Origin of the sequence: Rhizobium sp. 9140, assembly GCF_900067135.1 — a bacterium.
Lineage (GTDB): Bacteria > Pseudomonadota > Alphaproteobacteria > Rhizobiales > Rhizobiaceae > Ferranicluibacter.
The window spans coordinates 523917-545000 of the sequence record NZ_FJUR01000002.1 but is presented as its reverse complement, the minus strand read 5'-3'; the positions used below and the strand labels follow the sequence as shown (position 1 = coordinate 545000).

At 58.0% G+C, this 21084-nt stretch carries 13 protein-coding genes, 2 tRNA genes, 2 rRNA genes and 4 pseudogenes (1 of these 21 cut by a window edge); 16 read left to right on the top strand and 5 right to left on the bottom strand.

The genetic code is table 11. The features are described 5' to 3' along the window. From GA0004734_RS19845 to istB (GA0004734_RS19810), 8 genes are all read left to right on the top strand, one after another. Positions 1 to 36, top strand: a tRNA-Ala gene (locus GA0004734_RS19845) (it extends 40 nt beyond the left edge of the window). Between the two features lie 686 nt (positions 37 to 722). After that, positions 723 to 3618 (top strand): 23S ribosomal RNA (locus tag GA0004734_RS19840). Next, entirely contained in the window at positions 3611 to 3877 is a 267-nt protein-coding gene (locus tag GA0004734_RS19835; RefSeq protein WP_139056217.1) for a hypothetical protein, read from the top strand. Before GA0004734_RS19840 ends, GA0004734_RS19835 begins: the two co-directional genes overlap by 8 nt. Positions 3878 to 3944: 67 nt before the next feature. Further along, positions 3945 to 4059, top strand: a 5S ribosomal RNA gene (gene rrf / locus GA0004734_RS19830). Positions 4060 to 4112: 53 nt separating this feature from the next. Then, positions 4113 to 4189: transfer RNA gene (locus GA0004734_RS19825), tRNA-Met, on the top strand. A gap of 61 nt (positions 4190 to 4250) precedes the next feature. Further along, on the top strand, positions 4251 to 4490 hold the full coding sequence (locus GA0004734_RS19820) for a hypothetical protein (RefSeq protein ID WP_139056308.1): 240 nt from the start codon (positions 4251 to 4253) through the stop codon (positions 4488 to 4490). Positions 4491 to 4609: 119 nt separating this feature from the next. After that, positions 4610 to 6106: an IS21 family transposase gene (gene istA, locus GA0004734_RS19815; protein ID WP_139056207.1), complete on the top strand. Its 1497-nt coding sequence runs from the start codon at positions 4610 to 4612 to the stop codon at positions 6104 to 6106. Then, entirely contained in the window at positions 6103 to 6861 is a 759-nt protein-coding gene (gene istB, locus GA0004734_RS19810; RefSeq protein WP_092930036.1) for an IS21-like element helper ATPase IstB, read from the top strand. The genes istA (GA0004734_RS19815) and istB (GA0004734_RS19810) overlap by 4 nt, the downstream gene beginning before the upstream one ends. 132 nt (positions 6862 to 6993) lie before the next feature. Here istB (GA0004734_RS19810) and GA0004734_RS19805 read toward each other — a convergent pair. Then, positions 6994 to 7656 (bottom strand): annotated as a pseudogene (locus tag GA0004734_RS19805) (transposase); the annotation flags it as partial. A 303-nt stretch (positions 7657 to 7959) separates the two neighbouring features. Then, positions 7960 to 8994, bottom strand: a pseudogene (locus tag GA0004734_RS19800) (IS110 family transposase). Between the two features lie 381 nt (positions 8995 to 9375). Between GA0004734_RS19800 and GA0004734_RS19795 the strand changes: the two are divergent. Both GA0004734_RS19795 and GA0004734_RS19790 read left to right on the top strand, forming a co-directional pair. Further along, positions 9376 to 9993, top strand: coding sequence for a type IV toxin-antitoxin system AbiEi family antitoxin domain-containing protein (locus tag GA0004734_RS19795; RefSeq protein ID WP_092937258.1), 618 nt, complete (start codon positions 9376 to 9378; stop codon positions 9991 to 9993). Beyond that, positions 9986 to 10855 carry a nucleotidyl transferase AbiEii/AbiGii toxin family protein gene (locus GA0004734_RS19790; RefSeq protein ID WP_092937256.1) on the top strand — a complete coding sequence of 290 codons (870 nt, stop codon included), beginning with the start codon at positions 9986 to 9988 and terminating at the stop codon, positions 10853 to 10855. The genes GA0004734_RS19795 and GA0004734_RS19790 overlap by 8 nt, the downstream gene beginning before the upstream one ends. A 294-nt stretch (positions 10856 to 11149) precedes the next feature. Here GA0004734_RS19790 and GA0004734_RS19780 read toward each other — a convergent pair. Next, positions 11150 to 11620: pseudogene (locus GA0004734_RS19780) on the bottom strand (DDE-type integrase/transposase/recombinase); the annotation flags it as partial. A 387-nt stretch (positions 11621 to 12007) separates the two neighbouring features. Here GA0004734_RS19780 and istA (GA0004734_RS19770) point away from each other — a divergent pair. Next, positions 12008 to 13483: an IS21 family transposase gene (istA, locus tag GA0004734_RS19770; RefSeq protein WP_175386635.1), complete on the top strand. Its 1476-nt coding sequence runs from the start codon at positions 12008 to 12010 to the stop codon at positions 13481 to 13483. Continuing rightward, positions 13480 to 14373 carry an IS21-like element ISRel5 family helper ATPase IstB gene (gene istB / locus GA0004734_RS19765; RefSeq protein WP_092937252.1) on the top strand — a complete coding sequence of 298 codons (894 nt, stop codon included), beginning with the start codon at positions 13480 to 13482 and terminating at the stop codon, positions 14371 to 14373. The genes istA (GA0004734_RS19770) and istB (GA0004734_RS19765) overlap by 4 nt, the downstream gene beginning before the upstream one ends. 5 nt (positions 14374 to 14378) lie before the next feature. On the opposite strand, the gene ltrA is transcribed toward istB (GA0004734_RS19765), so the two are convergent. Both ltrA and GA0004734_RS19755 read right to left on the bottom strand, forming a co-directional pair. Then, the gene (gene ltrA / locus GA0004734_RS19760) at positions 14379 to 15845 is read right to left on the bottom strand and encodes a group II intron reverse transcriptase/maturase (protein WP_348626100.1); all 1467 of its coding nucleotides are present in this window, start codon (positions 15843 to 15845) and stop codon (positions 14379 to 14381) included. Positions 15846 to 16494: 649 nt separating this feature from the next. Continuing rightward, positions 16495 to 17223 (bottom strand): annotated as a pseudogene (locus GA0004734_RS19755) (IS3 family transposase); the annotation flags it as partial. 92 nt (positions 17224 to 17315) lie between these two features. Between GA0004734_RS19755 and GA0004734_RS19750 the strand changes: the two are divergent. The 4 genes from GA0004734_RS19750 to GA0004734_RS19735 all read left to right on the top strand — a co-directional run bounded on the left by GA0004734_RS19750 (position 17316) and on the right by GA0004734_RS19735 (position 21053). Then, entirely contained in the window at positions 17316 to 17933 is a 618-nt protein-coding gene (locus GA0004734_RS19750) for a GGDEF domain-containing protein (protein WP_092938198.1), read from the top strand. A gap of 289 nt (positions 17934 to 18222) precedes the next feature. Beyond that, the gene (locus tag GA0004734_RS19745; RefSeq protein WP_092937250.1) at positions 18223 to 19221 is read left to right on the top strand and encodes a TRAP transporter substrate-binding protein; all 999 of its coding nucleotides are present in this window, start codon (positions 18223 to 18225) and stop codon (positions 19219 to 19221) included. A gap of 84 nt (positions 19222 to 19305) precedes the next feature. Continuing rightward, on the top strand, positions 19306 to 19770 hold the full coding sequence (locus GA0004734_RS19740) for a TRAP transporter small permease (RefSeq protein WP_092937248.1): 465 nt from the start codon (positions 19306 to 19308) through the stop codon (positions 19768 to 19770). Then, positions 19767 to 21053, top strand: a complete 1287-nt coding sequence (locus GA0004734_RS19735; protein ID WP_092937246.1) for a TRAP transporter large permease — start codon at positions 19767 to 19769, stop codon at positions 21051 to 21053. Before GA0004734_RS19740 ends, GA0004734_RS19735 begins: the two co-directional genes overlap by 4 nt. Positions 21054 to 21084 lie beyond the last annotated feature (31 nt).

Genomic DNA, 21084 nt, shown 5'->3' with positions numbered 1-21084 from the left:
AGGGGGTCAGCGGTTCGATCCCGCTCAGCTCCACCATTGCGGTGTTTTGAAGAAAGCGCCTTGGTGGATGGTGATGGATGACGCAACAAAATATCCTAAGAGAGAAGAAACCCGATTGCATCGGCTTTATGAGCCTGATGCCTGTTCTGATACATTGTGAAGAGAAGATATGTCTGGAGGCTTCCAGGTGTTGTGACGGATCATCGAAAGGTGGTTGGTTATGGCGTCCGAGCCCAGGCCCGTTTGAAACCGTATGAAGGTCTAGCCGATCCGATGCGGTTGAGGGTTTGGGGAAGGTGGGAAGCCTGCAACTCAGGCAGATGCCTTGTTGGTGGTTTGGAATATCGAGCTTCGTATCCTTAAGGGTACGGGGATCTTGGTGTTTCCGATCACCTTTCGATGGTCTGCTGGTGAGCGTTGCCTGACCGCGCGCTCTCAGACATTATCTCGAGAAGCTGGTCTTAAAGATCTGACCTTGCAGTGCACCGGCGTGCCTGCGGATAAGGCTCAGATCGAACACGTCGATGGCATCGTTGAAAGACGAGGGTTGTAAAAGGTAACCCTTGTCGTTCGGATCTCGCATATCGTTAGCGAGAGCCGGTCTGTCCGATACACTTTGAAAGAGGTGTGGGGATGGTCAGGTTGGGATCTCACCTTTGAGCGTCAAGCACAGAGGATAGGGTATTCCAATCAAACAGATGATGAGCATAGGCAATGAGAACGATCAAGTGAATTAAGGGCAATTGGTGGATGCCTTGGCATGCACAGGCGAAGAAGGACGTGATACGCTGCGATAAGCTAAGGGGAGCTGCGAATAAGCTTTGATCCTTAGATGTCCGAATGGGGAAACCCACCTTAAATGCTTGGGAAATCGAGCGTGCCGATGGCACGTGTGATCCGGAATTGGTAAGCAGTTAGCAGTTGGTTTCCATCTGTTTACGGCTCACGACTGACGGCTTACCGCGTCAAGGACGCGCTCGGTTTCCAAGCATTATCAATAAGGTATCTACACCTGAATCCATAGGGTGTAAGAGGCGAACGCAGGGAACTGAAACATCTAAGTACCTGCAGGAAAGGACATCAACCGAGACTCCGCAAGTAGTGGCGAGCGAACGCGGACCAGGCCAGTGGCGATGATTGCTAAAGCAGAACGACTTGGAAAGGTCGGCCATAGTGGGTGATAGCCCCGTATGCGGTGATGCTTTTATCGTCCTAGAGTAAGGCGGGACACGTGAAATCCTGTCTGAACATGGGGAGACCACTCTCCAAGCCTAAGTACTCGTGCATGACCGATAGCGAACAAGTACCGTGAGGGAAAGGTGAAAAGCACCCCGACAAGGGGAGTGAAATAGAACCTGAAACCGGTTGCCTACAAACAGTCGGAGCCATTATTGGTGACGGCGTACCTTTTGTATAATGGGTCAACGACTTAGTGTGACATGCAAGCTTAAGCCGATAGGTGTAGGCGCAGCGAAAGCGAGTCTGAATAGGGCGTTTGAGTATGTCGCATTAGACCCGAAACCGAGTGATCTAGCCATGAGCAGGTTGAAGGTTGGGTAACACCAACTGGAGGACCGAACCCGCATCTGTTGCAATAGATTGGGATGACTTGTGGCTAGGGGTGAAAGGCCAATCAAACTCGGAGATAGCTGGTTCTCCGCGAAAACTATTTAGGTAGTGCGTCGAGCGAATACCTCAGGGGGTAGAGCACTGAATGGGCTATGGGGACTCACCGTCTTACTGATCCTAATCAAACTCCGAATACCTGAGAGTACTACTCGGCAGACACACGGCGGGTGCTAACGTCCGTCGTGAAGAGGGCAACAACCCTGACCTCCATCTAAGGTCCCCAAGTCATGGCTAAGTGGGAAAGGATGTGAGACTCCCAAAACAACCAGGATGTTGGCTTAGAAGCAGCCATCATTTAAAGAAAGCGTAACAGCTCACTGGTCTAATTAAGGGGTTTTGCGCCGAAAATGTAACGGGGCTAAAGCCATGCACCGAAGCTGAGGGTTCTGACGATCCTAACGGATCGCAGAGCGGTAGCGGAGCGTTCCGTAAGCCTGTGAAGGGAGACCCGTGAGGGCTCCTGGAGGTATCGGAAGTGCGAATGTTGACATGAGTAACGATAAAGAGGGTGAGAGACCCTCTCGCCGAAAGACCAAGGGTTCCTGCTTAAAGTTAATCTGAGCAGGGTTAGCCGGCCCCTAAGGCGAGGCGGAAACGCGTAGTCGATGGGAACCACGTTAATATTCGTGGGCCTGGTGGGAAGTGACGGATTGCGTAACTTGTTCTGACTTATTGGATTGTCAGGGCGGGGAAGCGGTTCCAGGAAATAGCCCCACCGTATAGACCGTACCCGAAACCGACACAGGTGGTCAGGTAGAGCATACCAAGGCGCTTGAGAGAACTATGCTGAAGGAACTCGGCAAATTGCACGCGTAACTTCGGAAGAAGCGTGACCCTTTTGTACGCAAGTATGATGGGGTGGCACAGACCAGGGGGTAGCGACTGTTTATCAAAAACACAGGGCTCTGCGAAGTCTTTAAGACGACGTATAGGGCCTGACGCCTGCCCGGTGCTGGAAGGTTAAAGGGAGAGGTGCAAGCTTTGAACTGAAGCCCCAGTAAACGGCGGCCGTAACTATAACGGTCCTAAGGTAGCGAAATTCCTTGTCGGGTAAGTTCCGACCTGCACGAATGGCGTAACGACTTCCCCGCTGTCTCCAGCATAGACTCAGTGAAATTGAATTCCCCGTGAAGATGCGGGGTTCCTGCGGTCAGACGGAAAGACCCCGTGCACCTTTACTATAGCTTTACACTGGCATTCGTGTCGGCATGTGTAGGATAGGTGGTAGGCTTTGAAGCTTGGACGCCAGTTCAGGTGGAGCCATCCTTGAAATACCACCCTTATCGTCATGGATGTCTAACCGCGGTCCGTTATCCGGATCCGGGACAGTGTATGGTGGGTAGTTTGACTGGGGCGGTCGCCTCCGAAAGAGTAACGGAGGCGCGCGATGGTGGGCTCAGAACGGTCGGAAATCGTTCGTCGAGTGCAATGGCATAAGCCCGCCTGACTGCGAGACTGACAAGTCGAGCAGAGACGAAAGTCGGTCATAGTGATCCGGTGGTCCCGCGTGGAAGGGCCATCGCTCAACGGATAAAAGGTACGCCGGGGATAACAGGCTGATGACCCCCAAGAGTCCATATCGACGGGGTTGTTTGGCACCTCGATGTCGGCTCATCGCATCCTGGGGCTGGAGCAGGTCCCAAGGGTTTGGCTGTTCGCCAATTAAAGCGGTACGTGAGCTGGGTTCAGAACGTCGTGAGACAGTTCGGTCCCTATCTGCCGTGGGTGTTGGAATATTGACAGGATCTGTCCCTAGTACGAGAGGACCGGGATGGACATATCTCTGGTGGACCTGTTGTCCTGCCAAGGGCATAGCAGGGTAGCTATATATGGACGGGATAACCGCTGAAGGCATCTAAGCGGGAAACCCCCCTGAAAACGAGTATTCCCTTGAGAACCGTGGAAGACGACCACGTTGATAGGCCGGGTGTGGACGTGCAGCAATGCATGAAGCTTACCGGTACTAATCGTTCGATCGAACTTGATCGTTCCCATTGCCCATGCTCATCGCAAGGTGAAGGCGAAAGCCTTCGCCGGTCGCCGCGAAGGCAAAGCCTTCGTCGGCTCGATCGCATGTTTTGTCCTCACGCTGTCGCGGCTTTGCCGCTTCGGCTCACGGACGGCGCGCCCAACGATGGGCGACGCGCCTTGCGCTTGCCAGACCACAGGGTCTGGGTCACAGGCGTCCGGCAAGCACTCCAAAGACGTGTTCAAATCCAGCGAAACAGACGCCACAGCAAAGTCATAACCGGCTCACTGCTTACAGCTCACCATTCGCCAACAAATCCAGCTTCTCATCGTTTGCCCTTAGCCGACCTGGTGGTTCTGGCGGGGTGGCCGCACCCGTTCCCATTCCGAACACGGCCGTGAAACGCCCCAGCGCCTATGGTACTTCGTCTTAAGACGCGGGAGAGTCGGTCGCTGCCAGGTCTGCTAAAGGCAAACATTATATCTTCTCCCACACACTCAGTCCCTTTCCCTTCCGCGGGGTGGAGCAGCCCGGTAGCTCGTCAGGCTCATAACCTGAAGGCCGCAGGTTCAAATCCTGCCCCCGCAACCAACGATCCCTGTGATCCCATCAAAGCCCCTTCGTGGGGCCTTTTGCGTTTCTGGGCACCGGATTGACCAGCGCGGCCCATAAGGTCTTCGAGGATTGCCCGCTCGTTGAGAAATTCGGGCTTCCTTTTGCCAGATGCAAACGTCAGGATCGCGGACAGATCGCCGCGCAGCACGATCACCAGTTCCGCACCATCGGGCACGAGATCGATGCGGCTGACCAGCGTGCGGAGCTTGTCGGCGGCCAGTGCTCGCGTTTCTTCATTGCCCAACTGGTCGTGGAGAGCCGCGATCTCCTCATGTGAGAGCGGCGGTGCAAAATTAGACCACGGTAGCGGCGGGATTGTCCCGCTTCGGGCGGCGTAAAAGTCGGCCACCTATTTCTCTTCTGCAATGAGCGCAGGAGGGCCTGGGGATCTATACCGTGGAATTATATCTGAAGGTTCGACTGGCTTGCTCGGAAGGCATGAGCCGGCGTCAGGCTGCAAAGCATTTCAACATATCGCGCGACAGCGTTTCCAAGATGCTGTCCTATTCGACGCCACCTGGCTATCAGCGACAATCACCGATCCGGCGGCCCAAGCTGGATGCGTTTGTCTCGACGATCGATCACTGGCTGGACGAAGACAGACAAGTGCCGCGCAAGCAGCGCCATACGGCCAAGCGGGTGTTTGACCGGCTTCGAGACGAATGCGGGTTCACTGGCGGCTATACGATCATCAAGGATTACATGCGCGAGCGGGATCAGCGCCGCCAGGAAGTGTTCGTGCCGCTGTCGCATCCGCCCGGCCATGCGCAGGCCGATTTCGGTGAGGCGATGGTGGTCATCGGCGGTGTCGAGCAGAAGGCGCATTTCTTCGTGCTCGACCTTCCGCACAGCGACGGCTGCTACGTGCGGGCCTATCCGGCGGCAGTGGCCGAGGCCTGGGTCGATGGCCATGTCCATGCGTTCGCTTTCTTCGGCGCCGTGCCGCAATCGATCGTCTACGACAACGACCGTTGCCTGGTGGCGAAGATTTTGCCTGACGGCACCCGCAAGCGCGCGACGTTGTTCAGCGGCTTCCTGTCCCACTACCTTATCCGGGATCGCTATGGCCGTCCCGGCAAGGGCAACGACAAGGGGAACGTCGAGGGTCTCGTCGGCTATGCCCGGCGCAACTTCATGGTACCGATCCCGCAGTTTGCGACATGGGAGGCGTTCAACACCTTTCTGGAGGAGCAGTGCCGGAAGCGCCAGCGCGACAGGCTGCGCGGCGAGAGCGAGACGATCGGCGAGCGCTTGCGGCGCGATCTGGCTGCCATGCGCGCCTTGCCAGCCTCGCCATTTGATGCCTGCGACCAGGCAAGTGCCAAGGTGACGGCGCAGTCGCTGGTGCGCTACAAGACCAACGACTATTCCGTCCCGGTCGCCTATGGCCATCAGGATGTGTGGGTGCGCGGCTATGTCAACGAAGTGGTCATTGGTGGCCGTGGCGAGATCATCGCCCGCCATCCTCGGTGCTGGGAACGGGAAGACGTCGTCTTCGATCCTGTCCATTACCTGCCGCTGATCGAGCAGAAGATCAATTCGCTGGATCAGGCAGCGCCCCTCCAGGGCTGGGACTTGCCGCAAGAGTTCGCTACGCTGCGCCGGTTGATGGAAGGCCGCATGGCCAAACACGGCCGGCGTGAGTACGTGCAGGTCCTCCGCCTGCTGGAGAGCTTCGAACTCGCCGATCTGCATGCGGCGGTGAAGCAGGCGATCCAGCTTGGCGCCATTGGCTTTGACGCCGTCAAGCATCTGATCCTGTGCCGGGTGGAACGCCGGCCGCCCAGACTGGACCTGTCCATCTACCCGTATTTGCCGAGGGCGACGGTCGAGACGACATCGGCGAAGGCGTATATGCGTCTCCTGTCGTCGGATGCGGGAGAAGTCGCATGAACACCCAAGCACCCGAGATCCTTCTCACCCATTATCTCAAAACCCTGAAGCTGCCGAGTTTCCAGCGCGAGTACCAGAAGCTGGCCCGGCTGTGCGCCACCGAAGGCGTCGATCATGTCGGATACCTCACCCGGCTTGCCGAGCGGGAGATGATCGAACGGGACCGTCGCAAGGTCGAGCGTCGCATCAAGGCGGCCAGGTTCCCGGTCGTCAAAAGCCTCGACAGTTTCGACTTCGCCGCCATCCCAAAGCTGAACAGGATGCAGGTGCTGGAACTGGCGCGCTGCGAATGGATCGAGCGCAGGGAGAACGTTATCGCTCTCGGCCCCAGCGGCACGGGCAAGACCCATGTGGCGCTCGGCCTCGGCCTGGCCGCCTGCCAGAAGGGCCTGTCCGTTGGGTTCACGACAGCGGCCGCACTGGTCAGCGAGATGATGGAGGCGCGCGACGAGCGGCGTCTCATCCGGTTCCAGAAGCAGATGGCCGCCTACCAGCTGTTGATCATCGATGAACTGGGCTTCGTGCCGCTGTCAAAGACCGGCGCGGAATTGCTGTTCGAGCTGATCTCGCAACGATACGAGCGAGGCGCGACCCTGATCACCAGCAACCTTCCTTTTGACGAATGGACGGAAACCTTGGGGTCCGAGCGCCTGACCGGCGCTTTGCTCGACCGCATCACCCATCACGTCAGCATCCTCGAGATGAACGGCGACAGCTATCGTCTCGCCCAAAGCCGCGCCCGAAAGGCCGGCTGACGCCCTTCGAAAATCGCAACGCGCGCATGAGACCCCCGCTCGGGCCTAAGCCCTCCCGGCGGTCTCATGCGCGCGCCACAAGTGGCCGACTTTTGCGCCGCCGCGTGGCAGGATTTTACTCCGCCGTTGACACAGGATCTGCAGATCGACGCCCAGGCCTTTTTTTAGCAGTTCATTGGCCTTCTTCAGGAGGTCATGCTCGAGTTGCAACTGGCGGACATCGCGCTGGAGGGCTTCGAGCTGTCGCTCGAGTTCTTCACGTTCTGGCGCTTTAGCGTCGGTTTTGCGGCGTTTCATGGATGAAGAAGCCTCCTGATCGAGAAGCTGGTCTCTCCAGCTATACAATGTCGGCCTTGAGACGCCCAGCCGGTCAGCCACCTGTTGAGCGCTTTCATCTCCACTACAGAGACCTATGACCCCTGCTTGCCGGATCTCATCGGAATAGCCACGGCGCCAAGATCGACCAACCATGGATGAGCGCGCCTCCGGAAAGGCCTCCCGGACCCATCCGGTTAGAGTTCCGCGACCAGGGTAGCCAAGCGCCCTCATCGTTGAAGAGATGCAACGATCGTGAGTGCGGTAATGCTCAAGGGCAGCCTGCTTTTGGGCCTCGGAAAATTTTGGTGCTCGAGCTACCGCCTGAACACGCAAGTCGCGATTCTCGACGTACTCGCGGTACCAACCCTTCAGAGCATTCTTTGTGGGGTAACCCAACTGCCGAATGGTTGCCTTGAGCCGCTTGCCAAGCCGGATGTAGAGCTCAACGGCTCGAAGTCTGTCTGCGTAGGAATACATGAACTACCTCCTGCTGGTGGTCCAAGTTTTCGTCCGCACCCCCGCCGGGTCAGCTCTCAGTGGAACGTATGGCCCGCCCTGCTTGCAAGTGATTTTTTGATACCTGACCAGTCTGCTTCAACGTATTCGGTCTCACGGTCATACCGTGGCCAAGATGGATATCCGCACGTTCAGCGCCACGATAATCAACACGGTTTCCAAGAACCATTTCCACTGCTGGGCTATCTGAACGCCGATCAACTGTCAGGCCATCTCCATTCCACTCGCAAACATCGTAGGCTGCGCATCAGAGCAGCCAATTACCTAATTTACCGCGACGCCATAGGACCGCTCGTATGGCAGACCTTTGCGCAACACCGCCCACGCGATACGCGCCAGTTTGTTCGCCAAGGCCACGATGACGACATTACGCGCCACGCCTCTGGACAACATCGCTCTGAGCTATTGGCCGATCGGCGTGTCGCTCTGACTGAGCGTGTGCATCGCCGCTCGAGCACCATGAACGAGCAGGGTTCGCAGATATGTATTGCCGCGCTTGGTTATGCCAAGCAGCCGCGCCTTGCCACCGGTCGTGAACTGACGAGGCACAAGTCCCAACCATGCTCCAAGATCTCGGGCGTGCTGGAAGCTGCTGGCATCTCCGATCGCTGCAACGAGCGCGGTCGCATTCAAGACACCGATCCCAGGTATTGAAGTCAGACGACGCATTGCGCTGTTCTGCTTGGCGAGCGCTACGAACTCCGTGTTCAACGTCTCAATCTTCTGGTCGAGCCTTCGCCATTCGTCTCGCAATTCCAGGATCAGGCTTCGGATGCGCGGCGACAATACGTCGTTGCCTCCGGCAATAAGGTCATCAAGAGCACTTTCGAACTTCACGCGCCCGGCAGGGAACACCACACCTCGTTCCAGAAGAATTGCGCGGAGCTGATTGATCAAGGTCGTGCGCTCAGCAACCAGGCGTGATCGAACCCGATGCAGCGTCTGGATATCAAGTTGCTCTTGGCTCTTCAGGTCCACGAACCGCATCGTCGGGCGAGACGCCGCCTCGGCAATTCCCTCTGCATCTCGATCATCATTCTTCTGTGCTTTTACGTAAGGCCTGACATATTCCGGCGACATAAGCCGCACTTCATGACCAGCAGCGGCAAAGAGCCGACCAAGATGATGTGCGCCGCAGCATGCTTCCATCGCGATGACGCAGCGTGGCAGCTTCTCGACAAAATCAATCAATGTCTGTCGCCGCATTGTTCGACGCAAAATCACGGCACCCTGGCCGTCAACACCAACGACACTGAAGCTGTTCTTCCCAATGTCGACACCCAATATGGAAATCTGCATGGCTCGGCTCCTTTCTCTTCAAAAGAGACATCATACTCGATGTTCTCGGAAGGGCGGGCCATCCCATAATCAACAGACAGAGCGGCGAATTATGCTGCGGCGGGGATTAGTGGGGCTACAGCAGTATTCACGATCGCTGCGATTACCCTGCCGCCAGAGCTTGCTGCCCAGCAACCATGGATTAGTGATCATTGGTCTCCGCTGGTGTACACCTTCGGGATGGCGATGACCGTCGCAACTGTATTTTCAGCGTGGCGACGAATTAAATAAGGTACAAAGTGGGCGATTGGAAAAGTTGCCGAGTGTTAAAGCTTCCCCCCACGGTCGAAGTTTGATACAAATCCTCGGACAGTAAATCCTTAGTTCCGAGCTATCATATCAATGCCAGCATCTATCTCCCAGCGCGACATCGCCCAAGCCCTCCTGACGGCGCGTGGGATCGCGCGCCTTGTAGAACTGCGCGACGCTGGCGTAACGGCCGCCACGATGAGTCGCATGGAGCGGGACGGGGAGGTGCTCCGACTTGCGCGCGGCCTTTACCAGCTCTCCGATGCACCGCTCGACGCCAATCACAGTCTGGCTGAGGTCGCCAAGCGTATACCCAAGGGCGTGGTCTGCCTTGTGTCGGCACTCGCGTTTCACGGCCTGACTGATCAGCTCCCGAGACAGGTATGGCTGGCCATCGGCCAGAAGGACTGGCCTCCCAAACCCGACGGCATACCCCTTCGCATCGTGCGTTTCACCGAAAGTCTGCTCAATGAAAGCGTAGAGACCCATGTCATCGAGGGGGTGCCCGTAAAGGTGTTTGGCATCGTCAAAACAATCGCGGATTGTTTCCGATATCGCAACAAGATCGGCCTGTCGGTGGCGATCGAGGGCCTCCAGGAAGCGCTTCGGCAGCGTAAGGCCACTCCTGGCGAAATTGCAAGACAGGCCGAGCACGGCGGGGTTATTACCGTGATTCGGCCTTACCTTGAGGCGCTGACCGCAAATGGCTAAGGAGATCAGGAACATCGGCGCATCGGTGCGTGCACGGCTGCTGCAACTCGCCAAGGCAAGCGGCCAGAGCTTTGACTTGGTTCTGACCCGCTTCGCCCTCGAGCGACTGCTTTTCCGGCTCAGTCAGTCACGGCATGCCGACCGCTTTGTGCTGAAGGGCGCGATGCTGATGATGAGTTGGTTCGACGATCCGCACCGTGGCACGCGCGATCTTGATCTGCTGGGTTTCGGCGATCCGAGCGCTGAGCCGATGCTGGCGACGTTTCGTGAGATTCTGGTGCAGGACGCCGGTGACGGTGTGGAATTCGACGCTGATGCACTTCGCGTAGACCGCATTCGCGAGGAACTGGAGTATGGCGGGCTCAGGCTTAGGACGACGGCCTCGATCAGCGGCGCCCGGATCAGTCTGACGATCGACATCGGTTTTGGCGATGCAGTGGAGCCTGGTGCCGAAGAGCTGGACTATCCTTCAATGCTCGACTTCCCAATACCCCGACTACGGGGCTACGCGCGGGAAACCGTCATTGCCGAGAAGTTTCAGGCGATGGTGGCGCTGGGGCGTGCCAACACGAGGATGAAAGATTTCTACGACATCTGGATTCTCAGCAGGTCGTTCGATTTCAGCAATGACAGGTTGGCGCGGGCAATTATCGCCACTTTCGAACGGCGTGAGACGCCGGTCCCAACGGCCCTACCGGATGCTTTAACAGCAGCATTTGCCGAGGATCAGCAAAAGCAACGGCAATGGCGAGCGTTTGTTGAAGACGTTGCCCAAAATCCGGGTGAATTGAGGGATGTCATTAAGGACATTGCCGCATTCCTGATGCCTCATGCTGTTGTAGCCGCGAGCCGGGGCAAATAAGCGGTTTGGTCTGAGATGGCAAACAGTCTTATTGCCAGAGATATCCGAAGTTTCGGAAAATAGGTAGGTGAGGCCGACAATCACTGCAGGCCTCACGGAAGCCTCTCATCATGCACCATAAGTCCTGATGATCGCCTGGATGCGGTTATGCATTCCTGGGTCATTGCATTCAATAATCGACTTTTTTGCGATCCTAATCACCGATGCGCCGCCACGGGGTCCAATGCGGAGGCAGAGGTGGCTCGGTTTGTCTGAACAGTTTTGGGCGTTTTGCTAAGTGGATTTCCGCCTCGATTATGCCGCCACCATCATTGGTGTCAGCGCGTTGAAGTAGGCCTGATCCGGCGTCTGCCGGTCAAGGGATGAATGTGGGCGTCGGCTGTTGTAGAAGGTCAGATAGCGGCCGATGCCAGCGCGAGCCTCGGACACGGTCTTGTAGGCGTGGAGATATACCTCCTCGTATTTGATCGACCGCCAGAGCCGCTCGACGAAGACGTTATCGCGCCATGCGCCCTTGCCGTCCATCGAGATGGCAATCTCCGCCTTCTTTAGCACGGCGGTGAAGTCGATGGAGGTGAACTGCGAACCCTGATCGGTGTTGAATATGTCGGGCTTGCCATAACGGGCAAGCGCATCCTCAACGGCTTCGATGCAGAAGTCCGCCTCCATCGTAATCGACAGCCGCCACGACAGAACCCTCCGGCTGAACCAGTCCACGACGGCGCAGAGATGGACGAATCCCCGCGCCATCGGCAGTGGAGTAAGAAGCGCAGATGCGCTTCTCCTCCCCGAACCGTACGTGCACCTTTCAGCGCATACGGCTCTCCGTTCAAGCTTGGCCCATGGCCATAGCAACGTCATGGTAGTGAGACGTGACGGTACTGCGGTTCTCGATCCGGAAGATGTATGGGTTTTCCTCCGGATTGCGCCACCGGAATTGCGCTGCATAGCGACAATCTAGGTGAGATTCAGCGTCAATCAGGATGAGACTCGCGCCGGGGTGTGACGGAGGGAGGGCGTAGCCCGATCGTAGTCATACCCCGGCGTGGCGTAAATTTTGGGCGTCTCATGATCGCGGTCGGTCCGGTACATTTACGGTTTTCTCGATTGGAGAACCAGTTTGTGCCGGGTCGCCATGTAACCGATCATCAGATGAGACTCTTCATGAAGTACCGACAAACGCATTCCGTAGAGGTCGCCGCGTCAAAAGCGTCGATCAGCCGGGCCACGGCATACCGCCTCGACAAAGAGACGCAACTTCCATCTCAGGGCAAAGCGCCGCGTAAACGCCGGCGCCCTGATCCTTTGGAGCCGATATTCGAGGCAGAAGTCGTCCCACTCCTGAAGGCCGCGCCCGGCATCCGTGCCGTCGCTGTCTACAACGAGATGCTGCGCCGACATCCAGACCTTTCTGAAGGTATCCGCCGCACGCTTGAGCGACGCATCCGGTCGTGGCGTGCTGTTCATGGCGAAGCGCAGGAGGTCATCTTCCGCCAGACGCACGAGCCAGGCCGGCTGGGCCTGTCGGATTTTACCGACGCCAGCGGCCTTGATGTGACGATCGCCGGCCAGCCGCTTGATCACCTTTTCTATCACTTCCGGCTTGTCTGGTCCGGCTTCGAACATGCCCATGTCATTCTCGGCGGGGAGAGCTTTGTGGCTTTGGCCGAAGGACTTCAAAATGCCCTGTGGTCCGTGGGTGGCACGCCGCTCTATCATCGAAGCGACAGCCTATCGGCGGCCTTCCGCAACCTCGACGCCGATGCCAAGGTTGATCTCACGCACCGTTACGACCAGCTTTGCTCCCATTATCGTATGACCCCGACGCGCAATAACAGGGGCGTCGCGCATGAGAATGGTTCGATTGAAAGCTCCCACGGGCATCTCAAGAACGCCGTTCATGATGCCCTGCTGATGCGGGGGACCAAGGAATTCGACGATCTCAGTTCTTACCGCGCCTTTGTCGACGAGATCGTCAGCCGTCGCAATGCTGCCCATGGCAAGCGCATCGATGCAGAACGATCCCATCTGCAGGCGCTGCCCGAGCGCCGGACCACCGACTTCGAGGAGATTGTCGTCACGGTGTCCCGGACGGGCGGCTTCACCTTGCGCAAGGTCTTCTACACCGTGCCATCCCGCCTGATCGGCCACAGGTTACGAGTTCGCCTGTTCGACGATCGGCTGGATGTCTTTGTCGGCGGTACGCATCTGATGACATTGCGCCGAGGACGCGGCCACCCCGACGGGCGACACGATCAGGTCGTCAACTACCACCACGTCATCCATTCCCTGCGCAAGAAGCCGATGGCGCTCCGCGGCCTCGTTTATCGCGACAAGCTCTTCCCGCGTCAGGAATATCGCAAGGCCTTCGAAGCCCTCATCGAGCATCTTCCCGACAAGCAGGCTTGCAAGATCACCGTCGAACTCCTGGCGCTGGCCCATGACCGCGGTTGCGAGCGCGAACTTGCCGAAGAATTGGCCAGGACACTCGACGCCGGTGACCTACCGGATCTGGTCGCCATGCGAACACTCTTTGGTCCGGACCCAGCGAAGCTACCGACCGTTCATGTGCAGCTCGCATCGCTCAACGGTTATGAGGCCCTGATCGGGACGGGAGAAGCCGCATGAAGAACGCCCACGTCATTGATGAAGCACGGCTCGCCATCATGCTCAACGAACTTCGGCTACCGACCATCAAAACCCTGTGGCCGCAATTTGCCGAGCAGGCGGACCGGGAGGGATGGCCAGCCGCTCGTTTCCTGTCGGCGATTGCCGAGCACGAGCTGGCAGAGCGTGCCAATCGCCGAATTGAAAGGCATCTCGCCGAAGCGCACCTGCCGCCCGGAAAGACCTTGGACAGCTTCGCCTTTGACGCTGTACCCATGATCTCGAAGGCGCAGGTTATGGCAATGACCGCCGGCGACAGTTGGCTCGCCAAAGGAGCTAACATCCTCATGTTCGGTCCCCCCGGCGGAGGAAAAAGCCATCTCGCCGCCGCTATCGGCTTTGCGCTGATCGAGAACGGATGGCGGGTCCTGTTCACCCGGACAACCGATCTTGTGCAGAAGCTCCAGGTCGCCCGCCGGGAACTGCAGCTCGAATCCGCCATCGACAAACTCAACAAGTACGACTTGCTCATCCTCGATGATCTCGCCTACGTCACCAAGGACCAGGCGGAAACAAGCGTGCTCTTCGAACTGATCTCGGCACGATACGAGCATAGATCGATCCTGATCACGGCAAACCAACCTTTTGGAGAATGGAACCGGGTCTTTCCCGATCCCGCGATGACACTCGCAGCGGTCGACCGGCTCGTACATCACGCCACGATCTTCGAGATGAATGTCGAAAGTTACCGGCGCAGAGCGGCGCTTGAGGAGAAACGGCAACGCGGCCGACCAGCCTCGTTCGCGCCCATCAGGACCTCAGCCTTGCCTGTCGCGGAGCGGCAATCAGAAAACGACGAAGATCTTGCCAGCGGCAATCAGCATGATAACTTCATCCCGACCGCGACCTAAGAATCTCATCCAGATTGTCGCAAGCATCTCATCCTGATTGACGCGCTATATTGCGCCTTGGGGCTTGAGATAAGCCGGTGTAGCGCTTTTCCGACGGGTTTACCGCGTTCATTTCGACCAAACATGAGCCAGGTTTTCGCCTTGCCCGGTTCCGGGACCCTGACCCATTTCCGCATCAAGGGTTTGATGCGGGATCGGTACTTGTGTCCCAGCCAATGCGCCATTTTCCAGAACACAACATGGTCGATGCGCCGGAAGACGTACGCCGTGAAGTCGGTGAACTTGTAGAACGCCGCCCATCCCACCAATTGGCGGTTCAGGCTGGAGATCATGTCGACCGTGCTGACACTATGATTGCCGGAAAGGGTTTCGGTAAGTCTGCGAACAAACCCCTTGGCCTTTTCCTTGGGTATCGTCGTGACGACGGACATCCGTCCGTGTGCCCCTCGCTTGCGAATGATCCGGTGTCCCAGAAAGACGAAGCCGTCATTGACGTGTGTCACATGGGTCTTTTCCATGTTCAGCGCCAACTTCAACTCACCTTCCAGAAACGCCCGGCATTCCTCGCGGATTTCCTCTGCCTGAGCCCTGGTTCCTTTTACGATCACGACGAAGTCGTCAGCGTATCGGCAATAGGCAACGGCCGGTTTCCATTGCCGGTTCTCGCGAACCGTGATGGGGCGGCCCTGCTTGATGCCGAAGTTCCATGCCCATCGGTCCTTGCGAGCCTTGTCGCTCAAATATTTCGCCTCCAACCAGGCATCAAACTCGTGGAGCATGATGTTGGACAGGAGCGGTGACAGAACGCCGCCTTGCGGGACACCCTCGCTTGAGGCCGTAAACAGGCCACGGTCGATGTGGCCTGCCTTTAGGAACCGATAGAGAAGATCAACGAACCGTCCGTCCAGCACCCTTCGCCGCACGCATTTCAGAAGCAGCCGGTGATGGACCGTGTCGAAGTAGCTGGCCAGATCACCTTCGATGATCCAGCGGCCCCTCGTCGTGTCGGCACCATCCTGAAGCTGTATCCTCACGGTGCGGACGGCATGATGCACGCTCCGTTCCGGCCGGAAGCCATAGGATAAACGATGGAAATCGCTCTCCCAGATTGGCTCCATGGCCATCAGCATGGCGCGTTGGACAATGCGATCCGTCAGGGTCGGAATACCCAGTGGTCTTAGCTTGCCGTTGGGTTTCGGGATATAGATGCGCTTGACCGGCTGGGGGCAATAAGTCTCCTCCAGCAGGCTTGCCCGCAGGTCGTCCAGATGCTGATCCAGTTTGACCTGCAGTTTTTGCTTGTCCATTCCGTCGATACCCGGCGTTCGTGCGCCGCTTGACGCCAGAACCATCCGAGCGGCCTCGGCAAGCCATTCCCGATTGGCAATCAACCGAAGAAGACGATCAAACCGTCGGTTTGGCTCGCTCTCGGCCCATGTTGCGAGCTTGTGCTGCATTTCGCTGATTATCAAAGGTCTTCACCTCGCTTGGTCAGATAGTTTGCACTTCAAGCAGTTTGAACTGTTCCCCTTCGCCATGTGATGGGCTTTCCCCATCCCGGACTACTACGGGAACTCCGCCAACATGATGGACATCAGGGTCAACTCCCTTGCGACGCAATACTTCGTTGTCATTCCATCATGCCTTCCCTCGTTCATATGATGGACGTCAGCGTATTGGTGAGGTTGCCGGTCGCAGTCTTTTCCCTTGCGTTCCGCAAGTCGATGCCGATGTCATGGTCTGGCTGCATTCTCCCCATGACCCCATACGGGCGACATACATCTACGACCGTATTCGGATGCCGCCGACTTACGTGTCCGGCAGCTTCATCAGCATTTCGCCTGTTAAGCCGTGTAGGCGAAGGCGACCTTTCAGCCCTCAGATGCGGGTTAACCGGTTCGTGTTCCTCAACCTTCCAATACTTCAGCCTCGGGAACCATCTTGGCGTAACGGCTTCGCCTCAATCCCCTTTACCTGCGGGCTACGTCACCCTGCCAGTTGACGGCAGGTCACCGCCGCTTGGGCTCATGCCCCCTCGCAGCAGGGAGCAGGCAAGTCTTCACATCCTCCTTTCTCTTTGCATTCCAGTCATATGCCTCCCCGATTGGGGCGAGGCGCACTATAGGTGAAGTCGGCCACCCATTTCTGGTTCGGCCGCTCTGCCATGAACTGACAGTCCAGCACGTTCGGCATGATGACGGCACGGTCACCGACATCCTTCGGCAACCCACGCCGTCTTGGCCTGGCCCTGAGCGCATTCAAGCGCATCAGCCGCTCAATACGATGGAGACCACAGGATAACCCTTCTTCCAGCACGTCGTGCCATACGCGGCGAGCACCATAAGTGCGGTCGCTCGATTTGAAGCTCTGCGTGATCTTGTCCAGCAGAACCTCATCATAGCGGGCGTGTTCGCTCGGAGAACGATTGAGCCAGGCATGGAAACCTGAACGAGAAACCCCCAGCGCTTCGCAGAGCCATGCCACCCTCTGCCCGGCAGTCGTTGCAAAGCAACGACGAGAGGGGCCAGATCGAACGGTGCTTTGCAATGAACGCGAACTTCATATTGCGTCCCTGGCAAAGTAGGCTGCGGCCTTTTTTAGGATATCGCGCTCCGCCTTCAGCTTGGCGACTTCACGACGGAGCCGATCGATCTCAAGCTGCTCCGGCTTCATCTGGCGTTTTCCAGGGAAAGACTGGCTGGGATCGTCGCCGTATTCCCGAACCCATTTGCGCAACACATTCTCGTGGACATCAAGGTCACGGGCCGCCTGGGCAACAGTGACCCCACGTTCCCTGACCAGTTTCACCGCTTCTAGCTTATATTCGCGACTGAACATTCGTCTTTGCATTCATGCTTTCCAGTTTCAGGAGGAACACCTTACCTCGATGTCCATGAAACCGGCAGCAGGCCAGAGGGCAGGTGGCTGGCGCAGGTCTGTTCATGACGATATTCTGCCCCCTGGCGATATCGATCCCAGCCTCGGCATTCCATTTTAGCCAGTCGGAAAAAATTCGACGGGCCGAAGCCGCGGCGACGGAAGCTCTGCAAAAGCTCGCGGATGCCTATGACGCCCTTCAGTTCCAATCTCGCAGAGATGGCCTTACAGGCGTTCTCAACCGGACCGCATTCCTGGAAGACCTAGAGGCAGCCCGTCAACGGGGCGTAGCCGGTGCGTTGCTGTTTCTGGAACTGGATTATTTTAAGTCGATCAATGATCGGCATGGTCATGCAACCGGTGATGAAGCCCTCCGATGTACTGGCAGGATCCTGACCCGCTATCAGTCACAATCCGATTTTGCGGGACGTCTCGGCGGAGAAGAATTCGGGATTTTTCAAAGCGATATGACGTTCGATGAAATGCTTGATCGAAGCGAGGAAATCCGGGAGGAGATCACCCGTGTTGTCTTGCTTTTACCCTCGGGTTCCGACGTGCGGATATCCGCGAGCATAGGCGCGTGTCTTTGCAAGCCGGGTTTTGATCCAGCAGGCTGCCTGAAGGCTGCAGACAAAAACCTCTTTCAGGCGAAGGCCCTTGGCCGGAACCGGGTCATCGCGTGACCGAGCGCGTGAACAGCTTCTGATCTCTACATGTGCCAAGGCTACCGATTTCGCTGCCGGTGCCGCTGGTGCTGTAGATGGTGAACGCGCCGTGCGGCGCATCACCGCCCCCACCTCCGCCATCCCGTCGCTGACCGCCGAAAATCTCTGGTCCAACGCAGCAAGCGGTCCAGCATAGCGTTTTGATATACTGACATAACGTATGATAATAAGAAGATGTGCTTTCGCGATTGAACCCTCGGCGAAGGCCACACATACTCTGCGTCATAACAATGACAAAGAGGGTAACATGTTTAAATCTAACATCATTCTGGCGCACGCCTATCACCTCTCCACGTCGGCCATGGCCGGGCTCCTCGTCCTCTGCGTGGGCTCGGCCAGCGCCGAAACGCTTCGGCTCGCCCACGCATCGAGCTCGAAGAGCCTGATCCAGGAAGCTGTCGTCATGTTTGCCGACACGCTGGCCAAGGAAACGAGGGACGGGCTGACGGTGCAGATTTTCCCTGACGGTCAGTTGGGCGACGAAGGGCCGATTGCGGATGGCGTCGGCTCCGGTTCGATCGACATCGGCCTCGGCGGCGTTGCTGATGCGATCGATCCCAAACTGAACGTCGTCACCTTGCCGTTCCTGTTCTCGGATGCCAAGGCGGCACATGCCTTTCTCGACGGGCCGGTAGGCAATAAGGTTTTCGATACCGGCGCCGACAACGGCTTCAAGATGCTCGGCGCGCTCGACTCCGGCTTCCGCCAGTTCGCGACCGTCAGCACCTCCATCGCCACGCCCGCGGACATGAAGGGTCTGAAGCTGCGCACGCCGCCGAACCCGGTCATTCTCTCGACCATCGAACAGTTGGGTGCCTTGCCGCAGTCGCTGCCTTTCGGCGAAGTCTACACATCGCTGCAGTCGCATGTCGTTGATGGCGTCGAGCCGGAAATCCGCGATTTCGCGGACCAGAAATGGTATGAAAGCGCGAAGTTCCTGTCCGTCTCGAACTACATCTGGACGCCGAACTACTGGTTCATGAACAAGGAGCGTTTCGACGGCCTGAGCCCGGAGAACCAGGCAGCCGTCCTCAAGGCCGTCGACGTAACGACGAGCTGGTATCGGGGCAGGCTCGACGACGTCTACGCCAAGGTCATCGAGGATCTCAAGTCCAAGGGCGTGACGGTGACGACGGTGGATGCGGGACCGTTCCGGGCCATGGTCGATCCCGTTTATGCGAAATTCGGAGCGGAATGGGGTGCGGACTTCGTGTCGTCCGTTCGCACGGCGGCCGCCGGCCAATAATCAAAGCCTGCAGACCCCCGAACGATCATTCGGGGGTCTGTGTCGCCTGATCGTCACTCTCCTCCCTCCTGTTCTGGAAACTCCATGAAACACCTCGCCTCTTCAGCGGTTCTGGTGATGACGGTCATTGGCGTCCTGGTCGTCGTCGGTCTGATCCTGTCCACCGGTCTTGGCGCCGTTGGCCGGTATCTCGGTCTGTCCGGCATTACATGGTCGTTCGAAATGGTCGGCATCCTGTTCCTGTGGACCACGGCCATCGGTGCCGTTCTCTCGGAGATCGCCGGAGAGAACGTCTCCATCGACGGCAACACCTCGACGAGCGGCCGCAATCGCTGGTTCCGCATCTATCACAATCTCGTTCTGCTGAGTGTGGCCGCCGCCTTTCTCTGGAGCGGCCGGGCGATGCTGGCCCGTACGGGTTTCGTGCCCACGCCGGTGATGCGTGCGCCCAGCTGGACCGTTCAGAGCATCATCGTCTTCATGGGAGCGACGCTGGCCGTCATCGCCTTGGCACGGATCGTTTCAGCCTTCCGGGAGCGCGCGCGATGACCCTTCTCGTTCTTTTCGGTGTCTTCGCCGTAACGCTCTACACCGGCGTGCCGGTGGCATGGTCGATCGCGTTCTCCACGCTCGTCGTCATCTTCTGCGGTCTGGTTCCGTTGCCGCCGTCCTGGTTCGCCCAGCAGGTCTATATGGGCGCCGATTCCACATCCCTCGCATCCATTCCCCTGTTCCTCGTCGCCGGCGGCATCATGAACGAGGGCGGTCTGACACGCCGGATCATCGATCTTGCCAGTGATATGTTCGGCTGGGTCAGGGGAGGGCTCGGCGTCGTCAACGTCGCGACCTGCATGATCTATGGTGGCATCACGGGATCCGCGACGGCCGATACCGGTGCCGTGGGTGCCATCATGATCCCGGCCATGGCCGAACGTGGCTATCCCCGCGACTTCTCGGCAGCCGTCACCGCTGCGGCCGGCACGCTCGGCATCATTCTGCCGCCCAGCGTGGTGATGATCATGTACGGCGTCATCACCGATACCTCGATCGGCGGCCTCTTTGCCGCCGGCATCATTCCCGGCTTGATGCTGGCAATCACGTTCGGGCTCACGGCCTGGTGGATCGGCGTCCGGGAGAACTTCCCAAAGTCGGACACCCGCCCGACGTTCTCGAGCTTCAGCCGGCATCTTGTTCGCGCCCTTCCGGCATTGATGATGCCGATCGCGGTGCTCAGCTCCATGCTGAGTGGACTGGCAACGACGACGGAGGCCGCTTTCGTTGCCGTCGTCTGGGCGCTGCTGGTGGGGGGCCTGCTCTACCGGGAGATCACCTGGGCGGGTCTCTGGAAGATCGGGGTCGAGACGGTGCGTATGACCGGTGCGATCATGATCATCATGGCCGTCTCCGTGCCGTTTTCCTGGATCCTCACCGTCGAGCAGATCCCGCAATGGACGGCAGGACTGCTGCATACCTGGGGTGCCGGTCCAACCATCACAATTCTTCTGATCCTGGCGCTTCTGACCTTCGTCGGCACTTGGGCGGATCTCGGGCCGTCGCTGATCATCCTGGCACCAATCGTTCATCCGATCGGCGTCGAAGCCGGGCTGCAGCCGTATCAGCTCGGGCTGATCTTCACGATGGCGCTCGGCATCGGCCTGTTCACGCCGCCGGTGGGCACCAACATCTTCGTCGTCTGCAATGTCGCAAAGGTGGGGGTAAGCGCGGTCACGCGCAGGCTCATCCCGTTCTTCATCACCAGCAATATCTGCCTTCTGCTCGTCGCCTTCATTCCCGAGACGACGGAATGGCTGCCGCGCTACTTCGGATTCTAGAGCCCGCAGCGGCACAACACATGGACACCCT

Excerpts from the sequence above, each read along its gene's own strand:
- GA0004734_RS19795 (WP_092937258.1), top strand. The coding sequence starts at position 9,376 with ATGCCAGCATCTATCTCCCAGCGCGACATCGCCCAAGCCCTCCTGACG.
- istB (WP_092937252.1), top strand. The coding sequence starts at position 13,480 with ATGAAGAACGCCCACGTCATTGATGAAGCACGGCTCGCCATCATGCTC.
- GA0004734_RS19745 (WP_092937250.1), top strand. The coding sequence starts at position 18,223 with ATGTTTAAATCTAACATCATTCTGGCGCACGCCTATCACCTCTCCACG.
- GA0004734_RS19790 (WP_092937256.1), top strand. The coding sequence starts at position 9,986 with ATGGCTAAGGAGATCAGGAACATCGGCGCATCGGTGCGTGCACGGCTG.
- GA0004734_RS19750 (WP_092938198.1), top strand. The coding sequence starts at position 17,316 with ATGACGATATTCTGCCCCCTGGCGATATCGATCCCAGCCTCGGCATTC.
- istA (WP_175386635.1), top strand. The coding sequence starts at position 12,008 with ATGAGACTCTTCATGAAGTACCGACAAACGCATTCCGTAGAGGTCGCC.
- GA0004734_RS19740 (WP_092937248.1), top strand. The coding sequence starts at position 19,306 with ATGAAACACCTCGCCTCTTCAGCGGTTCTGGTGATGACGGTCATTGGC.
- GA0004734_RS19735 (WP_092937246.1), top strand. The coding sequence starts at position 19,767 with ATGACCCTTCTCGTTCTTTTCGGTGTCTTCGCCGTAACGCTCTACACC.
- istB (WP_092930036.1), top strand. The coding sequence starts at position 6,103 with ATGAACACCCAAGCACCCGAGATCCTTCTCACCCATTATCTCAAAACC.